The organism is Enterobacter vonholyi, from assembly GCF_008364555.1.
GTDB classification, from domain to species: domain Bacteria; phylum Pseudomonadota; class Gammaproteobacteria; order Enterobacterales; family Enterobacteriaceae; genus Enterobacter; species Enterobacter vonholyi.
In genome coordinates this window covers 391,086-409,399 of the sequence record NZ_VTUC01000003.1, presented here as the reverse complement: position 1 = coordinate 409,399, position 18,314 = coordinate 391,086, and the positions used below count along the sequence as shown (strand labels likewise).

General features: G+C 55.0%; 16 protein-coding genes and 1 riboswitch. Of the genes, 9 read left to right on the top strand and 7 right to left on the bottom strand.

All coding sequences use genetic code 11. The features are described 5' to 3' along the window. The first annotated feature begins 107 nt into the window (after positions 1–107). Complete coding sequence (gene trhP, locus F0319_RS06335) at positions 108–1,469, top strand: prephenate-dependent tRNA uridine(34) hydroxylase TrhP (RefSeq protein ID WP_111965797.1); 1,362 nt, start codon at positions 108–110, stop codon at positions 1,467–1,469. Between the two features lie 161 nt (positions 1,470–1,630). Here the strand turns inward: trhP and F0319_RS06330 are convergent, their stop codons facing one another. After that, complete coding sequence (locus F0319_RS06330; protein WP_149366506.1) at positions 1,631–2,131, bottom strand: 2-thiouracil desulfurase family protein; 501 nt, start codon at positions 2,129–2,131, stop codon at positions 1,631–1,633. A 141-nt stretch (positions 2,132–2,272) separates the two neighbouring features. On the opposite strand from F0319_RS06330, the gene yegS reads away from it, so the two are divergent. Continuing rightward, positions 2,273–3,172 (top strand): lipid kinase YegS, encoded by a 900-nt coding sequence (gene yegS / locus F0319_RS06325; RefSeq protein WP_047174536.1) that lies wholly within the window; start codon positions 2,273–2,275, stop codon positions 3,170–3,172. Positions 3,173–3,225: 53 nt separating this feature from the next. On the opposite strand, the gene fbaB is transcribed toward yegS, so the two are convergent. Continuing rightward, a complete protein-coding gene (fbaB, locus tag F0319_RS06320) occupies positions 3,226–4,278 on the bottom strand; it encodes a class I fructose-bisphosphate aldolase (RefSeq protein ID WP_008500869.1) in 1,053 nt (350 codons plus the stop codon). Positions 4,279–4,528: 250 nt separating this feature from the next. Here fbaB and F0319_RS06315 point away from each other — a divergent pair, with 250 nt between their 5' ends. Genes F0319_RS06315 through F0319_RS06305 form a run of 3 tightly spaced genes read left to right on the top strand, consistent with a single transcriptional unit; the run spans position 4,529 to position 7,757 of the window. Then, positions 4,529–5,806, top strand: coding sequence for a nucleoside permease (locus F0319_RS06315; RefSeq protein WP_047174535.1), 1,278 nt, complete (start codon positions 4,529–4,531; stop codon positions 5,804–5,806). Beyond that, positions 5,803–6,807, top strand: a complete 1,005-nt coding sequence (locus tag F0319_RS06310) for an ADP-ribosylglycohydrolase family protein (protein ID WP_149366505.1) — start codon at positions 5,803–5,805, stop codon at positions 6,805–6,807. Before F0319_RS06315 ends, F0319_RS06310 begins: the two co-directional genes overlap by 4 nt. Beyond that, on the top strand, positions 6,804–7,757 hold the full coding sequence (locus F0319_RS06305; RefSeq protein ID WP_149366504.1) for a PfkB family carbohydrate kinase: 954 nt from the start codon (positions 6,804–6,806) through the stop codon (positions 7,755–7,757). Before F0319_RS06310 ends, F0319_RS06305 begins: the two co-directional genes overlap by 4 nt. Here the strand turns inward: F0319_RS06305 and F0319_RS06300 are convergent. The 3 genes from F0319_RS06300 to thiM are packed head-to-tail and all read right to left on the bottom strand — an operon-like array spanning position 7,731 to position 10,087. Continuing rightward, positions 7,731–8,477: a GntR family transcriptional regulator gene (locus F0319_RS06300; RefSeq protein WP_032646519.1), complete on the bottom strand. Its 747-nt coding sequence runs from the start codon at positions 8,475–8,477 to the stop codon at positions 7,731–7,733. The genes F0319_RS06305 and F0319_RS06300 overlap by 27 nt on opposite strands. Positions 8,478–8,519: 42 nt before the next feature. Further along, positions 8,520–9,320, bottom strand: a complete 801-nt coding sequence (gene thiD, locus F0319_RS06295) for a bifunctional hydroxymethylpyrimidine kinase/phosphomethylpyrimidine kinase (protein ID WP_149366503.1) — start codon at positions 9,318–9,320, stop codon at positions 8,520–8,522. Continuing rightward, a complete protein-coding gene (gene thiM, locus F0319_RS06290) occupies positions 9,317–10,087 on the bottom strand; it encodes a hydroxyethylthiazole kinase (protein ID WP_149366502.1) in 771 nt (256 codons plus the stop codon). Before thiM ends, thiD begins: the two co-directional genes overlap by 4 nt. A gap of 35 nt (positions 10,088–10,122) precedes the next feature. Further along, a riboswitch (TPP riboswitch) is annotated at positions 10,123–10,220 on the bottom strand. Positions 10,221–10,835: 615 nt separating this feature from the next. Between thiM and F0319_RS06285 the strand changes: the two genes are divergently transcribed. Both F0319_RS06285 and F0319_RS06280 read left to right on the top strand, forming a co-directional pair. Then, complete coding sequence (locus tag F0319_RS06285; protein WP_149366501.1) at positions 10,836–11,909, top strand: YadA C-terminal domain-containing protein; 1,074 nt, start codon at positions 10,836–10,838, stop codon at positions 11,907–11,909. Between the two features lie 213 nt (positions 11,910–12,122). Further along, positions 12,123–12,584 carry a hypothetical protein gene (locus F0319_RS06280; RefSeq protein WP_149366500.1) on the top strand — a complete coding sequence of 154 codons (462 nt, stop codon included), beginning with the start codon at positions 12,123–12,125 and terminating at the stop codon, positions 12,582–12,584. Between the two features lie 84 nt (positions 12,585–12,668). Here the strand turns inward: F0319_RS06280 and F0319_RS06275 are convergent, their stop codons facing one another. Then, positions 12,669–14,102 (bottom strand): glycoside hydrolase family 32 protein, encoded by a 1,434-nt coding sequence (locus F0319_RS06275; protein WP_149366499.1) that lies wholly within the window; start codon positions 14,100–14,102, stop codon positions 12,669–12,671. Between the two features lie 15 nt (positions 14,103–14,117). Continuing rightward, positions 14,118–15,359, bottom strand: coding sequence for an MFS transporter (locus F0319_RS06270; protein ID WP_149366498.1), 1,242 nt, complete (start codon positions 15,357–15,359; stop codon positions 14,118–14,120). Positions 15,360–15,597: 238 nt separating this feature from the next. Here F0319_RS06270 and F0319_RS06265 point away from each other — a divergent pair, with 238 nt between their 5' ends. Both F0319_RS06265 and F0319_RS06260 read left to right on the top strand, forming a co-directional pair. Continuing rightward, positions 15,598–16,605 (top strand): LacI family DNA-binding transcriptional regulator, encoded by a 1,008-nt coding sequence (locus tag F0319_RS06265; RefSeq protein ID WP_149366497.1) that lies wholly within the window; start codon positions 15,598–15,600, stop codon positions 16,603–16,605. 332 nt (positions 16,606–16,937) lie between these two features. Next, entirely contained in the window at positions 16,938–18,314 is a 1,377-nt protein-coding gene (locus tag F0319_RS06260) for a diaminobutyrate--2-oxoglutarate transaminase (RefSeq protein ID WP_047624397.1), read from the top strand.

Below are 18,314 nucleotides of genomic sequence, written 5' to 3'. Positions count from 1 at the left end.
CTCCCTGCCCCGCAGCGCTACAATGCCCGCCCTTAAAGTGGGGGATCTCCCCTTACCGCTGCACCAGGTGCACGCGGATCTGACCTGTCATCAGAACGAGAACAAACATGTTTAAACCGGAACTCCTTTCCCCGGCGGGAACGCTGCAAAATATGCGTTACGCTTTCGCCTATGGCGCCGACGCCGTGTATGCGGGCCAGCCGCGCTACTCGCTGCGCGTGCGTAACAACGAATTCAACCACGAGAACCTGCAGCTCGGCATCAACGAAGCGCATGCTCTGGGCAAAAAATTCTACGTGGTCGTGAACATCGCGCCGCACAACGCCAAGCTGAAAACGTTCATCCGCGACCTGAAGCCGGTGGTGGATATGGGGCCGGACGCGCTGATCATGTCGGACCCGGGTTTAATCATGCTGGTTCGGGAGAATTTCCCGGAGATGGATATTCATCTCTCCGTACAGGCTAACGCCGTCAACTGGGCGACGGTGAAGTTCTGGAAGCAGATGGGGCTGACCCGCGTCATTCTGTCCCGCGAACTGTCTCTGGAAGAGATCGAAGAGATCCGCACTCAGGTGCCGGATATGGAAATCGAAATCTTCGTCCACGGCGCGCTGTGCATGGCCTACTCCGGCCGCTGCCTGCTTTCCGGCTACATCAACAAGCGCGACCCGAACCAGGGCACCTGCACCAACGCCTGCCGCTGGGAATATAACGTCCAGGAAGGCAAAGAGGATGACATCGGCAACATCGTCCACAAGCACGAGCCTATTCCGGTGACCAACGTTGAGCCGACGCTGGGCATCGGCGCGCCAACCGACAGCGTGTTTATGATTGAAGAAGCCAAACGTCCTGGCGAGTACATGACCGCCTTTGAAGACGAACATGGCACTTACATCATGAACTCAAAAGATCTGCGCGCCATCGCCCACGTCGAGCGTCTGACGCAGATGGGCGTGCACTCCCTGAAGATTGAAGGCCGCACCAAATCCTATTACTACTGCGCGCGTACCGCGCAGGTGTACCGTAAAGCCATCGACGATGCGGTCGCCGGTAAACCGTTCGATACCAGCCTGCTGGAAACTCTGGAAGGCCTGGCGCATCGCGGCTATACCGAAGGCTTCCTGCGCCGTCATACCCACGACGACTACCAGAACTACGAGCACGGCTACTCCGTTTCCGAGCGCCAGCAGTTTGTCGGTGACTTCACCGGCGAGCGTAAAGGCGCGCTGGCGGCCGTCGCGGTGAAAAACAAGTTCACCAAAGGCGACAGCCTGGAGCTGATGACCCCGCAGGGCAACATGAACTTCACGCTGGAGCATCTGGAAAACGGCAAAGGCGAAGCGATTGACGTGGCGCCGGGTGACGGGCATACCGTCTGGCTGCCGGTTCCGGAAGAGGTGGAGCTGAAGTTCGCGCTGCTGATGCGTAACTTCAACGGTGAAAGCACCCGAAACCCACACGGCAAATAGTCAATCAGGGAAATTTTTTCGCGCTGGGATAATTCTTAGAATCGGATCACATACCGCTTCGTTCAATACGGGTATTATCCCCCCGCTGAAAAACATAACCCATAAATGCTAGCTGTACCAGGAACCACCTCCTTAGCCTGCGTAATCTCCCTTACGCGGGCTTATTTTTTGCCTTCTCTCTCCTCAATCCAGGCAATGAGTTCGTCGATTTGCTTCTCTGAGAACACGGCGATCCCATGCTCAGCGAGCAACGATGCCGCAACCCCCCTCCCCGCTTTATGTATGCCGCGAAACGATCCGTCATAAATGAACTCGCTGCCGCACGTTGGGCTGCCATCGGTTAACAATGCAGCGCTACACCCCGACTCCTGAGCAGCGCGTAGCGCAAGCCAGGCTGCAAGCTGATAATGTGCGGTCACATCCTGCCCGGTATTTTCAATAATTCTGGCTTGCCCGTGCATCACGTCTTTCCCATCAGCGGACATAATCTCTGCCGGAGGACGAGGTACAGGCAACCCGGCCGCCAGTTCAGGGCAGTGGATAACCAGACGTTGTTCCTGTTGCCAGCGAGCAAGTTGCTCACCCATTCGCGCTTTCTCACTTGCGTTATAACGAACCCTGAAGCCCATCAGGCACGCGCTTACCAAAATTTTATTCATCATCACTTTCCTGTGATTACGTTCATATCATCGCTGGAGTGTAACGCGCTTTCGGGCATATTTTGTTCCTTTCATCCTGTTCTTACCCGCTTTTTTCCTCTCTGCTATACACTCTTACTAACGCTAAAAAAGGGAGCAGCGCGGATGGCAACCTATCCAGACAGTTTATTGATTCTCAACGGCAAAAGCGCGGGCAACGATCTGTTGCGTCAGGCAATTCACGGCTTGCGCGACGACGGCGCGCGCATTCACGTCAGGGTGACGTGGGAAAAAGGCGACGCGGCACGCTATATCAATGAAGCCCTCGGGCTTGGCGTTGAGACCATCATTTCCGGCGGCGGCGATGGCACTATCAATGAGATTGCCTCAGCGCTAATCGACCTGCCCCCGGCAAACCGCCCGGTGATGGGCATTTTACCGCTCGGCACCGCCAATGACTTTGCCACCAGCGCCGGGATCCCGGAGGAGTTAGAGAAGGCGCTCCAGCTGGCGATCCTCGGTAAAGCCACCGCTGTAGATATTGCGCAGGTGAATGATAAAACCTGCTTTATCAATATGGCGACCGGCGGGTTTGGCACGCGCATCACCAGCGAAACGCCGGAAAAGCTGAAGGCGGCGCTGGGCGGCGTGTCATACCTGATCCACGGCCTGATGCGCATGGACACCCTCAAGCCTGACCGCTGCGAAATTCGCGGCGAGGATTTTCAGTGGCAGGGTGACGCGCTGGTAATTGGCATTGGCAATGGTCGACAGGCAGGCGGCGGTCAGCAGCTGTGCCCGGAGGCGCTAATCAATGACGGTCAGCTACAGCTGAGGATTTTCACGGGCGACGGCCTGCTGCCCGCGCTGTTTACCACGCTGACGCAGCCGGAAGAGAGTCCAAATATCATTGACGGGAAATCGGCGTGGTTTGAGGTAAATGCGCCGCACGGGATGACGTTTAACCTCGACGGAGAGCCGCTGAGCGGGACGCAGTTCCGCATTGAGGTGTTGCCCGGCGCGCTGCAGTGTCGGTTGCCGCCGGACTGTGTGCTTTTGCGCTGATGGTATTGCCGGGTGGCGGCTACGCCTTACCCGGCCTACACTTCGCCCTCAGGTCAGGCAATCGTGACTTTGCTGTCCAGATAGACGTCCTGCACCGCATTGATCAGCTTCACGCCGTCGGCCATCGATTTCTTAAACGCCTTACGGCCCAGGATCAGCCCCATGCCGCCCGCACGTTTGTTAATAACCGCCGTACGCACCGCATCTGACAGGTCAGTATCGCCGCCCGCCGCGCCGCCGGAGTTAATCAGCCCAGCACGTCCCATATAGCAGTTCGCCAGCTGGTAGCGCACCAGATCGATCGGGTTATCGCTGGTCAGCTTGCTGTAAACGCGGTCATCGGTGTAGCCAAAGTTCACCGCTTTATAGCCGCCGTTATTCTCGGCCATTTTCTGCTTCACGATATCAGCGCCAATGGTCGCCGCCAGATGATTCGCCTGGCCGGTCAGGTCGGCCGACACGTGGTAATCCACGCCGTCTTTTTTGAACGCCGAGTTACGCAGGTACGCCCACAGCACGGTCACCATGCCGAGCTCATGAGCGCGCTCAAACGCCGCAGAGATCTCTTCAATCTGACGACGGGACTGTTCAGAGCCAAAGTAAATCGTCGCCCCAACGGCAACCGCCCCCATATTGAACGCCTGCTCGACGCTGGCGTAGAGCGTCTGGTCATATTCGGTAGGGTAACTCAGGGTTTCGTTGTGGTTCAGCTTCACGAGGAACGGAATGCGGTGGGCATAGCGACGCGAGACGGAGGCCAGCACGCCGTAGGTGGAGGCTACACAGTTACAGCCCGCTTCAATCGCCAGTTCAACAATGTTCTTCGGATCGAAGTAGAGCGGATTCGCCGCAAAGGAGGCGCCCGCCGAGTGCTCAACGCCCTGGTCTACCGGCAGAATAGAGAGATACCCGGTGCCGCCGAGCCGTCCGGTGTTGTAGAGCGTCTGCATATTTCGCAGCACGGCAGGGGGACGGTTGTTGTCGACCATCACGCGGTCAACGTAATCATGACCAGGCAGGTAAAGCTGGTCGGCTGGAATGGTCATACAACGATGCTGTAAAAGGCTGTCGGCGTCTTTGCCAAGCAACTGCGCAATATCAGTCATGTGATACTCCCGTAAGTTCGACGTCATGTCGGTGTGCGTTAATCCAGTCCCATTATTTATGGGCAGACTAAGCCTGGTACCGACTTAACAGATTTTCCAGCCTTTGCATTTTTTTTCAGCACAATCTGCTGGCTCGATTCGTGTACAACAAAACTGTTACATTGATCAAACAATCGCCACAAAGGTATTTAAAAGGTATTATTGAGTGGTATGTTAAAGGCGTACCCTCTCTGACATGCAGGATTAAAAAATGAAAACGAAAGTCCAACTGTCATTCATGATGTTTGTTGAATGGTTTATCTGGGGCGCGTGGTTTGTGCCGCTGTGGCTGTGGCTGAGCAAAAGCGGTTTTACCGCGGGGGAAATTGGGTGGTCTTACGCCTGTACTGCCATTGCCGCTATCCTCTCCCCGATTCTGGTCGGCTCACTGACGGACCGCTTCTTCGCCGCGCAGAAAGTGCTGGCGGTGCTGATGTTTGCCGGCGCGATTCTGATGTACTTCGCCGCACAGCAAACCCAGTTCAGCACCTTCTTCCCGCTGCTGCTGGTTTACTCCCTGACCTACATGCCCACCATCGCGCTGACCAACAGTATTGCCTTCGCGAACGTGGATGACGTCGAAGCCGATTTCCCGCGTATCCGCGTGATGGGCACTATCGGCTGGATCGCCTCCGGTCTGGCGTGTGGGTTCCTGCCGCAGATGCTGGGCTACAGCGATATTTCCGATACCAATATTCCGCTGCTGATGACGGCCGCCAGCTCCGCCCTGCTCGGCGTCTTTGCCCTGTTCCTGCCGAACACCCCGCCGAAAAGTACCGGCAAGCTGGACTTCAAAGTGATGCTCGGGCTGGACGCGCTGATCCTGCTGCGCGACAGAAACTTCCTCGTGTTCTTCTTCTGCTCGTTCCTGTTCGCCATGCCGCTGGCCTTCTACTACATTTTCGCCAACGGCTATCTCACCGAAGTGGGAATGAAAAACGCCACCGGCTGGATGACGCTCGGCCAGTTCTCCGAAATCTTCTTTATGCTCGCCCTGCCGTTCTTTACCAAACGCTTTGGTATTAAGAAGGTCTTACTGCTGGGTCTGATTACCGCCGCCATCCGCTACGGGTTCTTCGTATACGGTGGTGCGGAACAGTACTTCACCTACGCCCTGCTGTTCCTCGGGATTCTGCTGCACGGCGTGAGCTACGACTTCTACTACGTCACCGCGTATATCTACGTGGATAAAAAAGCGCCGGTGCACATGCGCACCGCCGCACAGGGCCTGATTACGCTGTGCTGCCAGGGCTTTGGTAGCCTGCTGGGTTACCGCCTGGGCGGCGTGATGATGGAAAAAATGTTCGCATACAAAGAGCCGGTGAATGGGCTGACCTTCAACTGGGCCGGAATGTGGACGTTTGGTGCAATCATGATTGCCGTGATTGCCGTGCTGTTTATGCTGTTTTTCCGCGAATCGGACAAAGAGATCGCCGCAATTGCGGTGGTTGATGGCGATACCGCGCTGACACAAGGGGAAGTTAAATGAAACAAGAACGTGTTCTCGGTGCCCTTTACGGGCAGGCTTTAGGGGATGCGATGGGCATGCCGTCGGAGCTGTGGCCGAGAAAGCGCGTCAAGGCGCACTTCGGCTGGATTGACCGCTTTTTACCCGGCCCGGCAGAGAATAATGCGGCCTGCTATTTCAAACAGGCAGAGTTTACCGACGATACCTCAATGGCGCTGTGCCTGGCTGATGCGATCGTCGAGTGCGACGGGGAGATCAACGCGGACGTTATCGGCAAGCATATTCTGCGCTGGGCTCTGGATTTCGATGCGTTTAATAAGAACGTGCTCGGCCCGACCTCCAAAATCGCGCTTAACGCAATTCGTGACGGCAAGCCGGTCAGCGAGCTGGAAAACAACGGCGTGACCAACGGGGCGGCGATGCGCGCCTCCCCGCTGGGCTGCCTGCTTCCGGCGACGCGTCTGGAACACTTTGTTGAGCAGGTGGCGCTGGCCTCCAGCCCGACCCATAAATCGGACCTCGCCATTGCCGGCGCGGTGGTGATTGCGTGGGCGGTTTCCCGTGCCGTCGACGGCGAAAGCTGGCAGAACATCGTCGATGCCCTGCCGGGTATCGCCCGCTATGCGCAGGAGGCGAAAACCACCACCTTCAGCGCGTCGCTGGCGGCGCGTATTGAGCTGGCGCTTAAGACCGTACGGGAAGCCAACGGCATCGACTCCGCCAGCGAGCAGATTTATCAGCTTGTCGGCGCAGGAACCAGCACCATTGAGTCCGTCCCGGCGGCCATTGCGATGGTCGAACTGGCGGAAACCGATCCGAACCGCTGCGCCATTTTATGCGCCAACCTGGGCGGCGATACGGACACCATTGGCGCCATGGCGACAGCCATCTGCGGCGCGCTCCACGGCGTTCAGGCGATTGACCCGGCGCTGAAGGCCGAGCTCGACGCCGTTAACCGGCTCGATTTCGGTCACTATTGCGAGAAACTGCTGCACTATCGGGAGCAAAGGGAGGGCGTATGAATGCATTTGCCCAACGTCTCGACACCCTGCACGCCACGCGCCCGGTGACGGTGCTGGGCGCAGCGGTGATAGACGTCATCGCCGACGCCTACGCCCTGCCCTGGCGCGGGTGCGATATCGAGCTTAAACAGCAGGGCGTGAATATCGGCGGCTGCGCGCTGAATATCGCCATCGCCCTGAAGCGGCTCGGCATTATGGCGCAAAACGCTCTGCCCGTCGGTCACGGCGTCTGGGCGGATATTATCCGCAACGCCATGGCGAAGCAGGATCTGCACAGCGCCGTGGAGGCCGATACGGGCGACAACGGCTGGTGCCTGGCGCTGGTTGAGCCTGACGGCGAACGTACCTTTATGTCCTTTAGCGGCGTGGAGAACCAGTGGCAGCAGCGCTGGCTGGATGCGCTTTACGTTCCGCAAAACAGTCTGGTTTATTTGTCCGGCTACCAGCTGGCATCGCCGTGCGGCGAGCTGCTGACACGCTGGCTGGAGGGATTACAGGACGTGACGGCATTGATCGATTTCGGCCCCCGCATCGCGGATATTCCCGACGCGCTGATGGAGCGGATTATGGCCTGCAGGCCAATCGTGTCGCTCAATCGTCAGGAAGCGGAACTTGCAGCTGAAAGATTAGGTGTGGAGTCTGAAAACCTGGGTGAAGTGTGGCAGCAACGCTTCGGCGCCGCGCTAATTGTGCGCCATGATAAAGACGGTGCTATGTGGTATGAGGGTGACGCCTCGGGCGTTGTTCCGGCGTTCCCGGCGACGGTTGTGGACACCATTGGTGCTGGCGACAGCCACGCGGGCGGCACGCTGGCAGGGCTGGCAGCGGGATGGTCACTGGCAGACGCCGTTTTGCTGGGGAATGCCGTGGCGTCCTGGGTGGTCAGCCACCGCGGCGGCGATTGCGCCCCGACTCGTGAGGAATTACTCCTCGCACACAAAGACGTATAGATCGCTGCGACAGTAGCTGATGCTGTACTCAATCGGACGGTGCTGCTGGTCAAGCGCAACCTGCTTGATCACCAGCACCGGTATTTTTTCATCCATCTTAATGTGCGCCTGAAACTCGCTGTCCGGCATGCGGGCGCTCACCCTTGAGCGGGTGCGCTGCGGGAAGATGTTCTGACTGCGGAAGTAGTCGTACAGCGAAATGCCAATTGCATCCGGATCGGGAATTAACCCGACCGGGACCCAGGACTCTTCAATCGACACCGCATCGTCATCCACATAGCGAATGCGCTTAAGTAAAAAAACCTCGCTGTCCGGGGAGATCGACAGGTGATTAGCCACCTCTTCCGGGCATTTCACCACCCGCTTGTTGACCCACAGCGTATTGGGCTTTTGGCCGCGCAGCACCACCTGCTGCGAGAACCCGCGCGCCTCTTTCAGCGAATATTCAAAGATGTTGTTGATTTGCGTGCCATATCCACGGGAACGCGTCACCACGCCCTCTTCCTCCAGCGCCTGCATTGCCTTTCGCACGGTGATGCGCGACACGCCGGTTAACTGGCTCAGATCGCGCTCGCCGGGCAAAATATTCCCGTGCTCCAGCACCCCGCTGCGCACCGCATTTTTTACCGTTTCGGCAAATTTCAGGTACAGCGGCGTGTTGTCCGGCGCGGCGATCCGTTCATTCAGTTGAGCGATTAACCGGGTATGCGCTTGTTCCATCTCTGTTTTCTCAGGCGTGGTGTTTCCTGCCAGTATACTGGGTTACCACCATGCATGAAAATGATGAACCGGCCCAATACCGTGACCGACTTCCAGAGTATCGGCTTTTGCCAGCGCCGCCGAGAGCCAGGCTTTCGCTTCGCTAACCGTATCGGCCCAGCCTTCATGCCGGGGACGCAGCGCCGCCAGCGCGGCGGAGAGCGTGCAGCCCGTGCCGTGGGTGTTTTTGGTCTGCACGCGCGGCGCGGTAAAACGTACTTCGCCATCGCGGGTAAAGAGCCAGTCCGGGCTTTCAGCATCGTCAAGATGACCGCCCTTCATCAGCACCGCGCCGCAGCCCATCGCCAGCAGCGCGTTTCCCTGCGCTTTCATCTCGCGTTCAGTTTGCGCATGCGATGTGCCTAACAGCGCGGCGGCTTCCGGCAGATTGGGCGTGATAAGCGCCACCTGCGGCAGCAGTTTTGTACGCAGCGTCTCCACGGCGGAGGCCGAAAGCAGCGGGTCGCCGCTTTTTGCCAGCATGACGGTATCCAGCACCACGTTTTGCACCTGATAGCGTTTAAGCCGCTCGGCCACCGCTTCCACAATATCCGTCTCGGCCAGCATGCCGATCTTGGTGGTATCGATGCGCACGTCGCTGAACACAGAATCCAGCTGCGCGGCAACAAAATCCGGCTCGATACGGTAGACCGACTGCACGCCGCGCGTGTTTTGCGCCACCAGCGCGGTAACGACCGAGCAGCCGTACGCGCCAAGGGCCGAGAATGTTTTCAGGTCAGCCTGGATACCCGCGCCGCCGCTGGGATCGGTGCCGGCAATGGTCAGGGCGTTAATCCGCTTCATGCCTGCTCCTCCAGCGTATAGAGCGCATCCAGGAACGCGCTGGCAAAACTGCCCGGGCCACGCGACTGCGCAACCGCGACCGTTCCGGCTCGTTTCATCCATCCGCAGGCGGCAGCGACGTTATCCAGCCGGTCACCCGGCAGCGAGCAGCTCGCCGCCACAACGGCAGAGAGCGCGCACCCGGTGCCCACCACGCGCGTCATCATCGGATCGCCGCCGGTAACCGTTCGGGTGCGTTGCCCGTCCGTGATGTAATCCACCTCGCCGGTGACGACCACAACGGCATTGGTCTGGCGAGCCAGCGCCTGTGCAGCGGGCACCGCGCTGGCTGCGGTATCGGTCGTATCAACGCCGCGCCCGCCCGGGCTCATCCCGGCAAGAGCAAGGATTTCAGAGGCATTGCCGCGAATGGCCGCCGGTTTCAGGGCAAGGATTTGATGGCAAAACCGGGTGCGGAACGTCAGGGCGCCCACGGCAACCGGGTCCAGCGTCCAGGGCTTGCCTGCCGCCACCGCGCTCTCAATCGCCCGGCGCATCGACTGGGCGCGCGGCGCGGTCAGCGTGCCAACGTTGACCAGCAGCGCATCGGCGATCGCGGCAAACTGCTCGGCCTCTTCGGCCTCAATCACCATCGCCGGGGATGCGCCAAGCGCCAGCAGAACGTTGGCCGTAAAGGTCTGTACGACATCATTGGTCATACAATGGGTCAGCGGAGAACGGGTGCGGAAGTGATGTAAAACGTGTAAATCGAGCAGGTCAGGCTGCATGGGTTCGCTCCTGCCTTGCGTGAAGAAGCGATGACCGGGAAGGCATCTGACTTCCCTACGCTGGCATTATCCAGATCAGGTAATACGGGTATTTCTCAGCCTTCAACGAAGAAGGGCACCCCGAGTCAAAATACTTTTAAAACAATGATTTATTGAAATCAATGTTCTCATTCAGTGTAACCGTGGCCACAGGCCAGGCGCAAGGGGTTTTGATTTATCACGGCAGCGATCGCGTTATGAATCTCCCTAAACACTTTTTCGCTAGCATCTTCAACATAAATATTTTTTCCTGGTATATCCCGGAACAAAAATGAGCTGAATTTATTTTCATTCGAAGCTGACGAAAGGTTCGATAATAAATAATCGGCAAAAAACCATAAATTTACATAAACTGTTATGTGTATTATTAACCCATTCAAATCAAAACACTTAAATATATTTAATGTATTAGTGTTTTATATCTAATTTGACTCTCATCCATTATGAATCGCTATCTTATTGTATTATAAGATTATTAAGCCGAGCTTTTATGGAACGGTTCGTTTTGCTATTCCTGCTATTTATGATTTAGATCAATAATCAAAATTACACATTCATAGATAGTTACTGCACGTTACGAAATAAGTTATCAAACCAAAATTTTCAACGTTAATAGTGAATTATTTCAGATATAACAAGGCGTTGTATCTTCCCGCCAGGATAGCGCCCTTACTTTATTTTTTCTTGTAGTGATGATGAGAGCTTTAAAATGAACTATTTAAATACAACAGCTATCGCTGTTTTTGGTTTTGTGTTTGCTGGTTCAATGAATACTGCAAATGCTGCGGAAGCAAACATAAACCTTGACGATAACGTCAACAATCCAGGTGCTCACATTCAAATTCAGGGTACCGATAAAACCGCCTATAACCTTGATAACATTGAGGGGAGTAACATTAAGCAAGACGGGCAAATCTATAACCTTCAGGGCGATATTGACAGAGCAAATACAGCTATTAATAAAGCACAAGATACAGCTAACACCGCTAAAGATGGCGTAAATGCTAACACTCAAGCTAACGCTATCCTTAACCAGAAAGTCGACGATTACAAAGCAGATCAGACAATCACTGATAACAAACAGAATATATTGATTGATAACACTAATAATAAAGCAGACGCGGCTTTACAAGGCGTTATTACTAACGGTCAAGCAATTATTGATACAAACACGAGAATAGATAAAACTGACATCACCGCGACCAATGCGAACAACAAAGCAGACGCCAACACTCAAGCGCTAGCAAGTAAGGTAGATAAAAGCATTTTCAACGCCGATCAGGATAGACAAGATCAAGCACTTCAGGATGCCTCTGGCAAAGCGACTCAGGCATTTAATACGGGCGCTTATGCGCAATCTTTAGCTGTCGATGCACAAACGGTAGCCGCAGCGAATAAAGCTGCTGTTGCTACCGTTCAGTCACGCCAGCAAACACAGGAAGCGACGATTCAGAATCACAGCGCACAATTAGCGAATCATGAATCACGTATTATTGCGTTAGAGAGTCAAAATAACGCTAAGTTCTCTTCTCTGGAGAATCAGCAGAATGAGGATCGCAAGGAATATCGTGCTGGTATCGCTGGCGCTGCTTCTCTTGCTGGTTTGCATTACGTTGATACAGATAACGCGGTTGCCGTCGGTGCTGCCAACTTCAAAGATGCGCAAGGTTATGCAATCGGCTACCGTCATAAGTTCGCTGAGAATGTAGCTGCTACCCTCTCTACATCAGGTACATCTAACGGCAATGAAATTGTTGCGGCGTCCGCATCTTACGGATGGTGATGTTACAGTATTAAAACAAAATGCCAGTGAGCTAAAAAAATCGCCCATGAGTTTTAATCAGCTGGCTATAACTCAATACATTGCTGCCCGCAAAGAAAATGACAAAGTACATTTTTATCTCCGCTGTTTTGTATCTCATTTTTATTTTATTAGGGATATGGATCGGCTTGATGTTAGGCACCTATATTTATAATTGTAATTACTGAGGCAATAATGAAAAAGTTAATGATGATAGCGGCAGTATTATCTCTTGCTGCGTGTTCCTCACCAGCGCAACGGATGGCGGATTGTCAAAGCAAGGGGGTGAGTAAAGACGCTTGTTATATTGCAGAGCAAAACCGCACATCAGCCATTAACGCTGCTGCAGAAAAACAGGCTTTGGAGAATGCTGCTCAACTTGCACAATCAGCACATAAGCCTTTTCCTGAAGGCTGCACTCAGGTTATGGATGCTGCGGGTCGTTGTGACAGCAGGCCTGCCAAAGCAAGCGGCGATGTTAAACAGTTTTCAGGTGAAGCGGATCACGTTATGAATAAGCCAATATCTGATGCTGCTGAATATCTGCTTTCGAAAGGCTGGAAGCCAAATAAGGGTTTATGGCACAAGGGTAACTATATTATGCAGCTGGTTGTCGAGAAAGAGAGAGTTGTAAACGCACAATTATCAAAAATGTGATCTTAGCACTACGCTCCCTCCTGATAAGATTTACATAGCCCCATTTGTATGGGGCTTTATTTTAGCACATGACTAAATACACATTTACTCTAACTGCCACGCCCCGCCATGAATAAGCGATGCTCCTCCCGTCCAGGCAAATAACGCCAGCTCGCGGCATTCGGCATCAGGATAAATACGGCTGCTGAGGCACGCCTCACCTTCGTTAACAAACACTTCCACCGAAGAGCAGTCAAAAAACAGGCGCAGGCTGAGCGCGTCGTTCAGGTTAAGCGCGACGCTTCGGGTACCGCACAGGCCATACTGTGGATAGTGTCGCTCCAGCACCAGGCGCTGCATCTGGGCATCAACATAGAGGCGTAAGCCGTCGCCGAGACGAATGCCGTATTGCTCCGCGCTGCTATTCGTGCAATCCCATTGCAGAATGACCTCCATCGCATCGCAGTGTTCCACCAGCGTCATCTGCTGGTTATTAAGTGTACTTATCGGCCAGGGGAACCACGCCCCGCGCAGGGCTTCAACTTCTCTGGCTGGCCGCATTTGCAGATGGTTATCCGCACTCAGCGTCAGCTCGCGCGGTAAAGAAAGCATACCCGCCCAGCCATCCTGCTGTTCCGGCAGGGGCGATTCCCACATGTCCAGCCAGCCGATAACAATGCGGCGGCCGTCAGGAGTCAGGAAACTTTGCGGCGCATAGAAATCATGCCCGCGATCCATCTCCACAAATTCCCCTTCACGCACAAAAGGTTGGCCGGGCTGCCACTCGCCTAACAGGTAGCCGCTCTGGAAAAGATTACGATTTTTGAATCCCTCTGCCGCCAGCCCCTGAGGCGAAAACATCAGCACGCGTTTACCGTTGAGGGTAAAAAAGTCCGGGCATTCCCACATATAGCCCATCTCTTTTTCAGCCACCGCAAGCACGCCCGTATCCAGCCACTCGCGCAGATCGGCAGAACGGTATACGCGCACCTGGCCCGTCTCACCGTCGCGCGCGCCGACAACCATGTACCAGCTCTCCCCTTCACGCCACACTTTCGGGTCGCGGAAGTGATGCAGCCCGGGCGGTGTATTAATGACTGTCCCGTGCCGCACAAACTGGATGCCGTCACGGCTGGTTGCCAGGCACTGAACCTGGTAGAGATTAGCCTCATCGCCAGGATCGCCGTGGAATTTATGTCCGGTATAAATCAGCGCCAGCGTATCGCCATCGACTACCGCCGAGCCGGAAAAACAGCCGTCCTTGTCGTCTGGTCCTTCCGGTGCCAGCGCAACAGGGAGGTGCTCCCAGTGAACTAAATCCTTGCTGCGCGCATGGCCCCAGTGCATCGGCCCCCACTGGGTCGAATACGGATGGTGCTGATAAAAGGCGTGATACCAGCCGTCAAACCAGACCAGGCCGTTCGGGTCGTTCATCCAGCCAGCACGCGCGGCGAGGTGGTAACGGGGGTACCAGCGCAGGTTAAGCCCTTCGCGCCTGGACTGCAGTTCCTGTTCTGCTTTCGTAATGGAATACGTCATTTCTCTACTCTTTGATCAGATGGTGGAAGGTTGCGGCATGAGCGGGTCAGAAGAGGACTTACCCGAGCGCAACAGGAAGATGGAGATAAACGTGGTGCTGAAGACCAGTAGCCCCATGATGAGATAGGACTGGGCAAAGCCGTATTTCTCGTAGCTGTAACCTGCCAGCGGTGACAGGACCGAGGCAATCACCGAGCTTGTACAGGCAAAGCCCACCAGATAGAGGGTGGAAGAGAGCCGCTTATCAAAATGCAGGCTGTTGTATTTAAAGATGGAGACCAGCAAAACGGGCAGTTCAACCGCGTGCAATAGCTTGGTAATGGAGATCAATACCGGTCCCTCAACCAGACCCGATGCCACCATACGCATCGCCATCACCATTCCGGCGAAAATCAGGCCGTTTTTCGCACCGAGGCGATTCACCAGCCACGGGGCGCAGAACATGCCCGCCGCTTCCAGGAAAACCTGGAAGGAGTTGAGATAGCCGTACATGGCGTTTCCTTCCTGCAGCGTCGGGAACTGTGAGGAGAAATAGACCGGGAACTGCTGGTCGTAGACGCCATAAATACAGGTGCCAATAACGAAAAACACCAGCGCCCAGAAGCGCGGCAGCGTCAACAGACGTAAGGCATCCTCCAGCGTGACCTTACCGCCGGATACCGCCTCCTGCATGGCGTGCGGCGCGGAAGAGACTCTTAGGCGCGCCAGCAACACAAAAAACACCAGCCCGGCGCAGCTCGCCACCGCGAAGTTCAGCTTCGGGTTAATGTTAAACAGGAGCCCGGCAAAAAAGGTTGCTGCCGCCCAGCCCAGCGATCCCCACATCCTCGCCTTGCCAAACTCAAACTGACTCTGGCGGGCCACGCGCTCGGTATAGGACTCCAGTACCCCTATCCCGCCGTTAAACGTCAGGCCGATATAAATCCCGCCGAAAATGCTGCCAAGTAACACGTGAATCTGCAGCAGATAACCAAACATCAGGAAGGCCGGGCCAGAAAGAATGAGCAGGCTGGTCAGAAACCAGAGCAGGTTTTTGCGCAGGCCAAGTTTGTCCTGAATGAAGCCGTAGCAGATTTGCGCGCACAGCGCGGAGACGGACAGCACGGCATAGATGACTCCCGTATCCCCTGCCTTTAACCCCACCTCCTGATGGAGCCAGATAGAGAGCAACGAGCCGGAAGATGACCATGTGACAAAAAAGAAAAACAGTAATGCGCTTAATAAAGGGTAGCTGTGAGAGTGATGCGTTTTCATCATGACATTCTCATGTTGGAGTAATGACATTATGGTAACGTTAACATTTATGCTTTCTCATACAGTTTGGCGGAAATTTAAGATGTTAATCACGAAAGTTAACGTTAACATTGATAGAGTGAGATCGCGATCAAATATTCATCACTGAATTAAATATGGCCTGGCCTGTGCATCAGCCTTCCTTTTACATCAGCGACTTAGTTGTATACCCTTTCCCACAGAGCATTAACGGAGTAAGAAAATGGCTTCCCTGAAGGACGTCGCAAAGCTGGCTAACGTATCGCTGATGACGGTCTCCCGCGCGCTGAATAGCCCGGAGCGCCTTAAACCTGAAACGCTGGCGCGCGTTCAGCTGGCTATCGAGCAGACCAGCTACGTTCCTGACCTGTCCGCCAAGAAAATACGCCGCGCGCATGCCTCGCCTAAAACCATAGGCGTACTGGCGCTCGATACGGTGACGACACCTTTTTCGGTGGAGATCACGCTGTCGATTGAAGAGACGGCCAGAATGCACGGCTGGAACAGCTTCGTGATGAATATGTTTACCGATGACAACCCGGACGCCATTGTCGACCTTCTTCTCTCTCATCGGCCTGACGGAATTATCTACACCACCATGGGGCTACGTCAGGTTCCTCTCCCGGCTAAACTCCTCACCCTTCCCTGCGTGCTGGCCAACTGCGAAAGTGACGGCGAAAAGGTTGCCAGCTATATTCCCGATGATGAACAGGGGCAATATACCGCCGTGCGGGCGTTACTCGCGGAGGGTTATCGACGACCTCTCTGCCTGCATTTGCCTGAGGGGCATCTGGCCACAACCCGTCGTCGTCAGGGGCTGGAGCGTGCATGCCGTGAAGCGGGGCTCGATCCGGACGGCCTGGCGCACAGCTATATGGCACCCGGCGATGAGCACTACCGCGACATTCCGTCAGTGTTGCTGGCTCACATCCAGAATGGCATTCCCCGGTTTGACGCGGTTATCTGCGGCAACGATCGTATCGCGTTTATGGTGTATCAGACGCTGCTGGGGCAAGGGCTTCGCATACCGGAAGATGTCGCCGTTATCGGCTATGACAATATGGTGGGTATTGGAGAGTTGTTCCTGCCGCCACTCACGACGGTTCAACTGCCGCACTATGAAATTGGTCGCCTGAGCGCCTTGCATATTATTAACGGTGAAGAGCATCTGGAAACCACGCGCGTAGAAAGTCCATTTTTACTGCGTGATTCCGTTGCGCATGTAACGTAAGCCTGCTTTTTTGCCCATGACGCAAAAACAGGGAGCGTTCCCCTCTTTTTTGCCGTTCGATGGCACGTTTTGTCACACTCTTTTCCGTGTGTTTACACACCGGGTAAACGGGCCATAACCCGCTGTTTTTATTTGGCATAAAATGCAATTTTCTTTTTAAAAATGGGGATATTTCCTCGCTACAGCCGCGTGTCACAAAACAGTAAACAAATTAACCATTGAGCCCCGTGGCAAAAGGCTCTATATTGGCGGCGTTTTTTTCAGGCCCCCATCTGTTTTTTAACTTTTTATTCAATCGTGGCTCATAACGAAGCGGCGGTTGTAGGAGTGATATGATGACGGATAAAGTCCGTATTGACACCGTAGATGCCCACAAAAGCAACGAAACCTATCTGGCCCGTCAGGCCGAGTTTGAATCTAACGTCAGGAGTTATCCGCGCAAACTGCCTTTAGCCATCACTAAAGCAGAAGGCGTGTGGATCACCGATGCAGATAATAAAGAATACCTTGACTGTTTAGCAGGCGCGGGGACCCTTGCGCTTGGCCATAACCATCCTGATGTGCTGAAAAGCATCCAAAATGTCATTACCAGCGGCTTGCCGTTACATACCCTGGATCTGACTACGCCTCTGAAAGACGCGTTTTCTGAATACCTGCTCTCTCTGCTGCCTGGTCAGGGCAAAGAGTACTGCCTGCAGTTCACCGGTCCCTCCGGTGCTGACGCCGTTGAAGCGGCGCTTAAGCTGGCGAAAAAAGTGACCGGTCGTAGCGGTATCATCAGCTTCTCTGGTGGTTACCACGGCATGACTCACGGCGCACTGTCCGTGACCGGCAACCTGTCTCCGAAAGAAGCGGTTGACGGTATGATGCCAGAAGTCCAGTTCATGCCTTACCCGCACGAATACCGTTGCCCGCTGGGTATCGGTGGTGAAGCGGGCGTGAAAGCGCTGACTTACTACTTCGATAACCTGATCAACGACGTTGAAAGCGGCGTGCGTAAGCCTGCAGCTGTGATCCTGGAAGCGGTTCAGGGCGAAGGCGGCGTGAACCCGGCTCCGGCTGAGTGGCTGCAGCGCATCCGTAAAGTGACTCAGGAACACGGAATTCTGCTGATCCTCGACGAAGTTCAGGCTGGCTTTGCCCGTACCGGTAAATTCTTCGCCTTCGAACACGCGGGCATCGAGCCAGACATCATCGTGATGTCTAAAGCAGTCGGTGGCGGTCTGCCGCTGGCCGTGCTCGGCATCAAAAAGCAGTTCGACGCATGGGCCCCAGGTCACCACACCGGTACCTTCCGCGGCAACCAGCTGGCGATGGCAACCGGTCTGACGACGCTGAAAATCCTGAAAGACCAGAACATCGCAGGCAAAGTGGCTGCGCAAGGCGAATGGCTGAAAAGCCAGCTGAAAGAGATGGCGAAACGTTACCCGGTTATCGGCCACGTTCGCGGTCTGGGCATGATGATCGGTATCGAGATCGTTAAGCCACACGAAGCCGCAGACCACATGGGCTGCTTCCCGGGCGACGGCGAGCTGTCTGCACTGATTCAGAAGAAGTGCTTCGAAGCCGGTCTGATTCTGGAGCGCGGTGGTCGTAACGGTATCGTTCTGCGTCTGCTGCCGTCTCTGCTGATCAGCGATGAAGAGCTGAAGATCTTCCTGGATAAATTTGAGCAGGCACTGCTTGCTGCGGGCGTTCGCCCGGCGTAA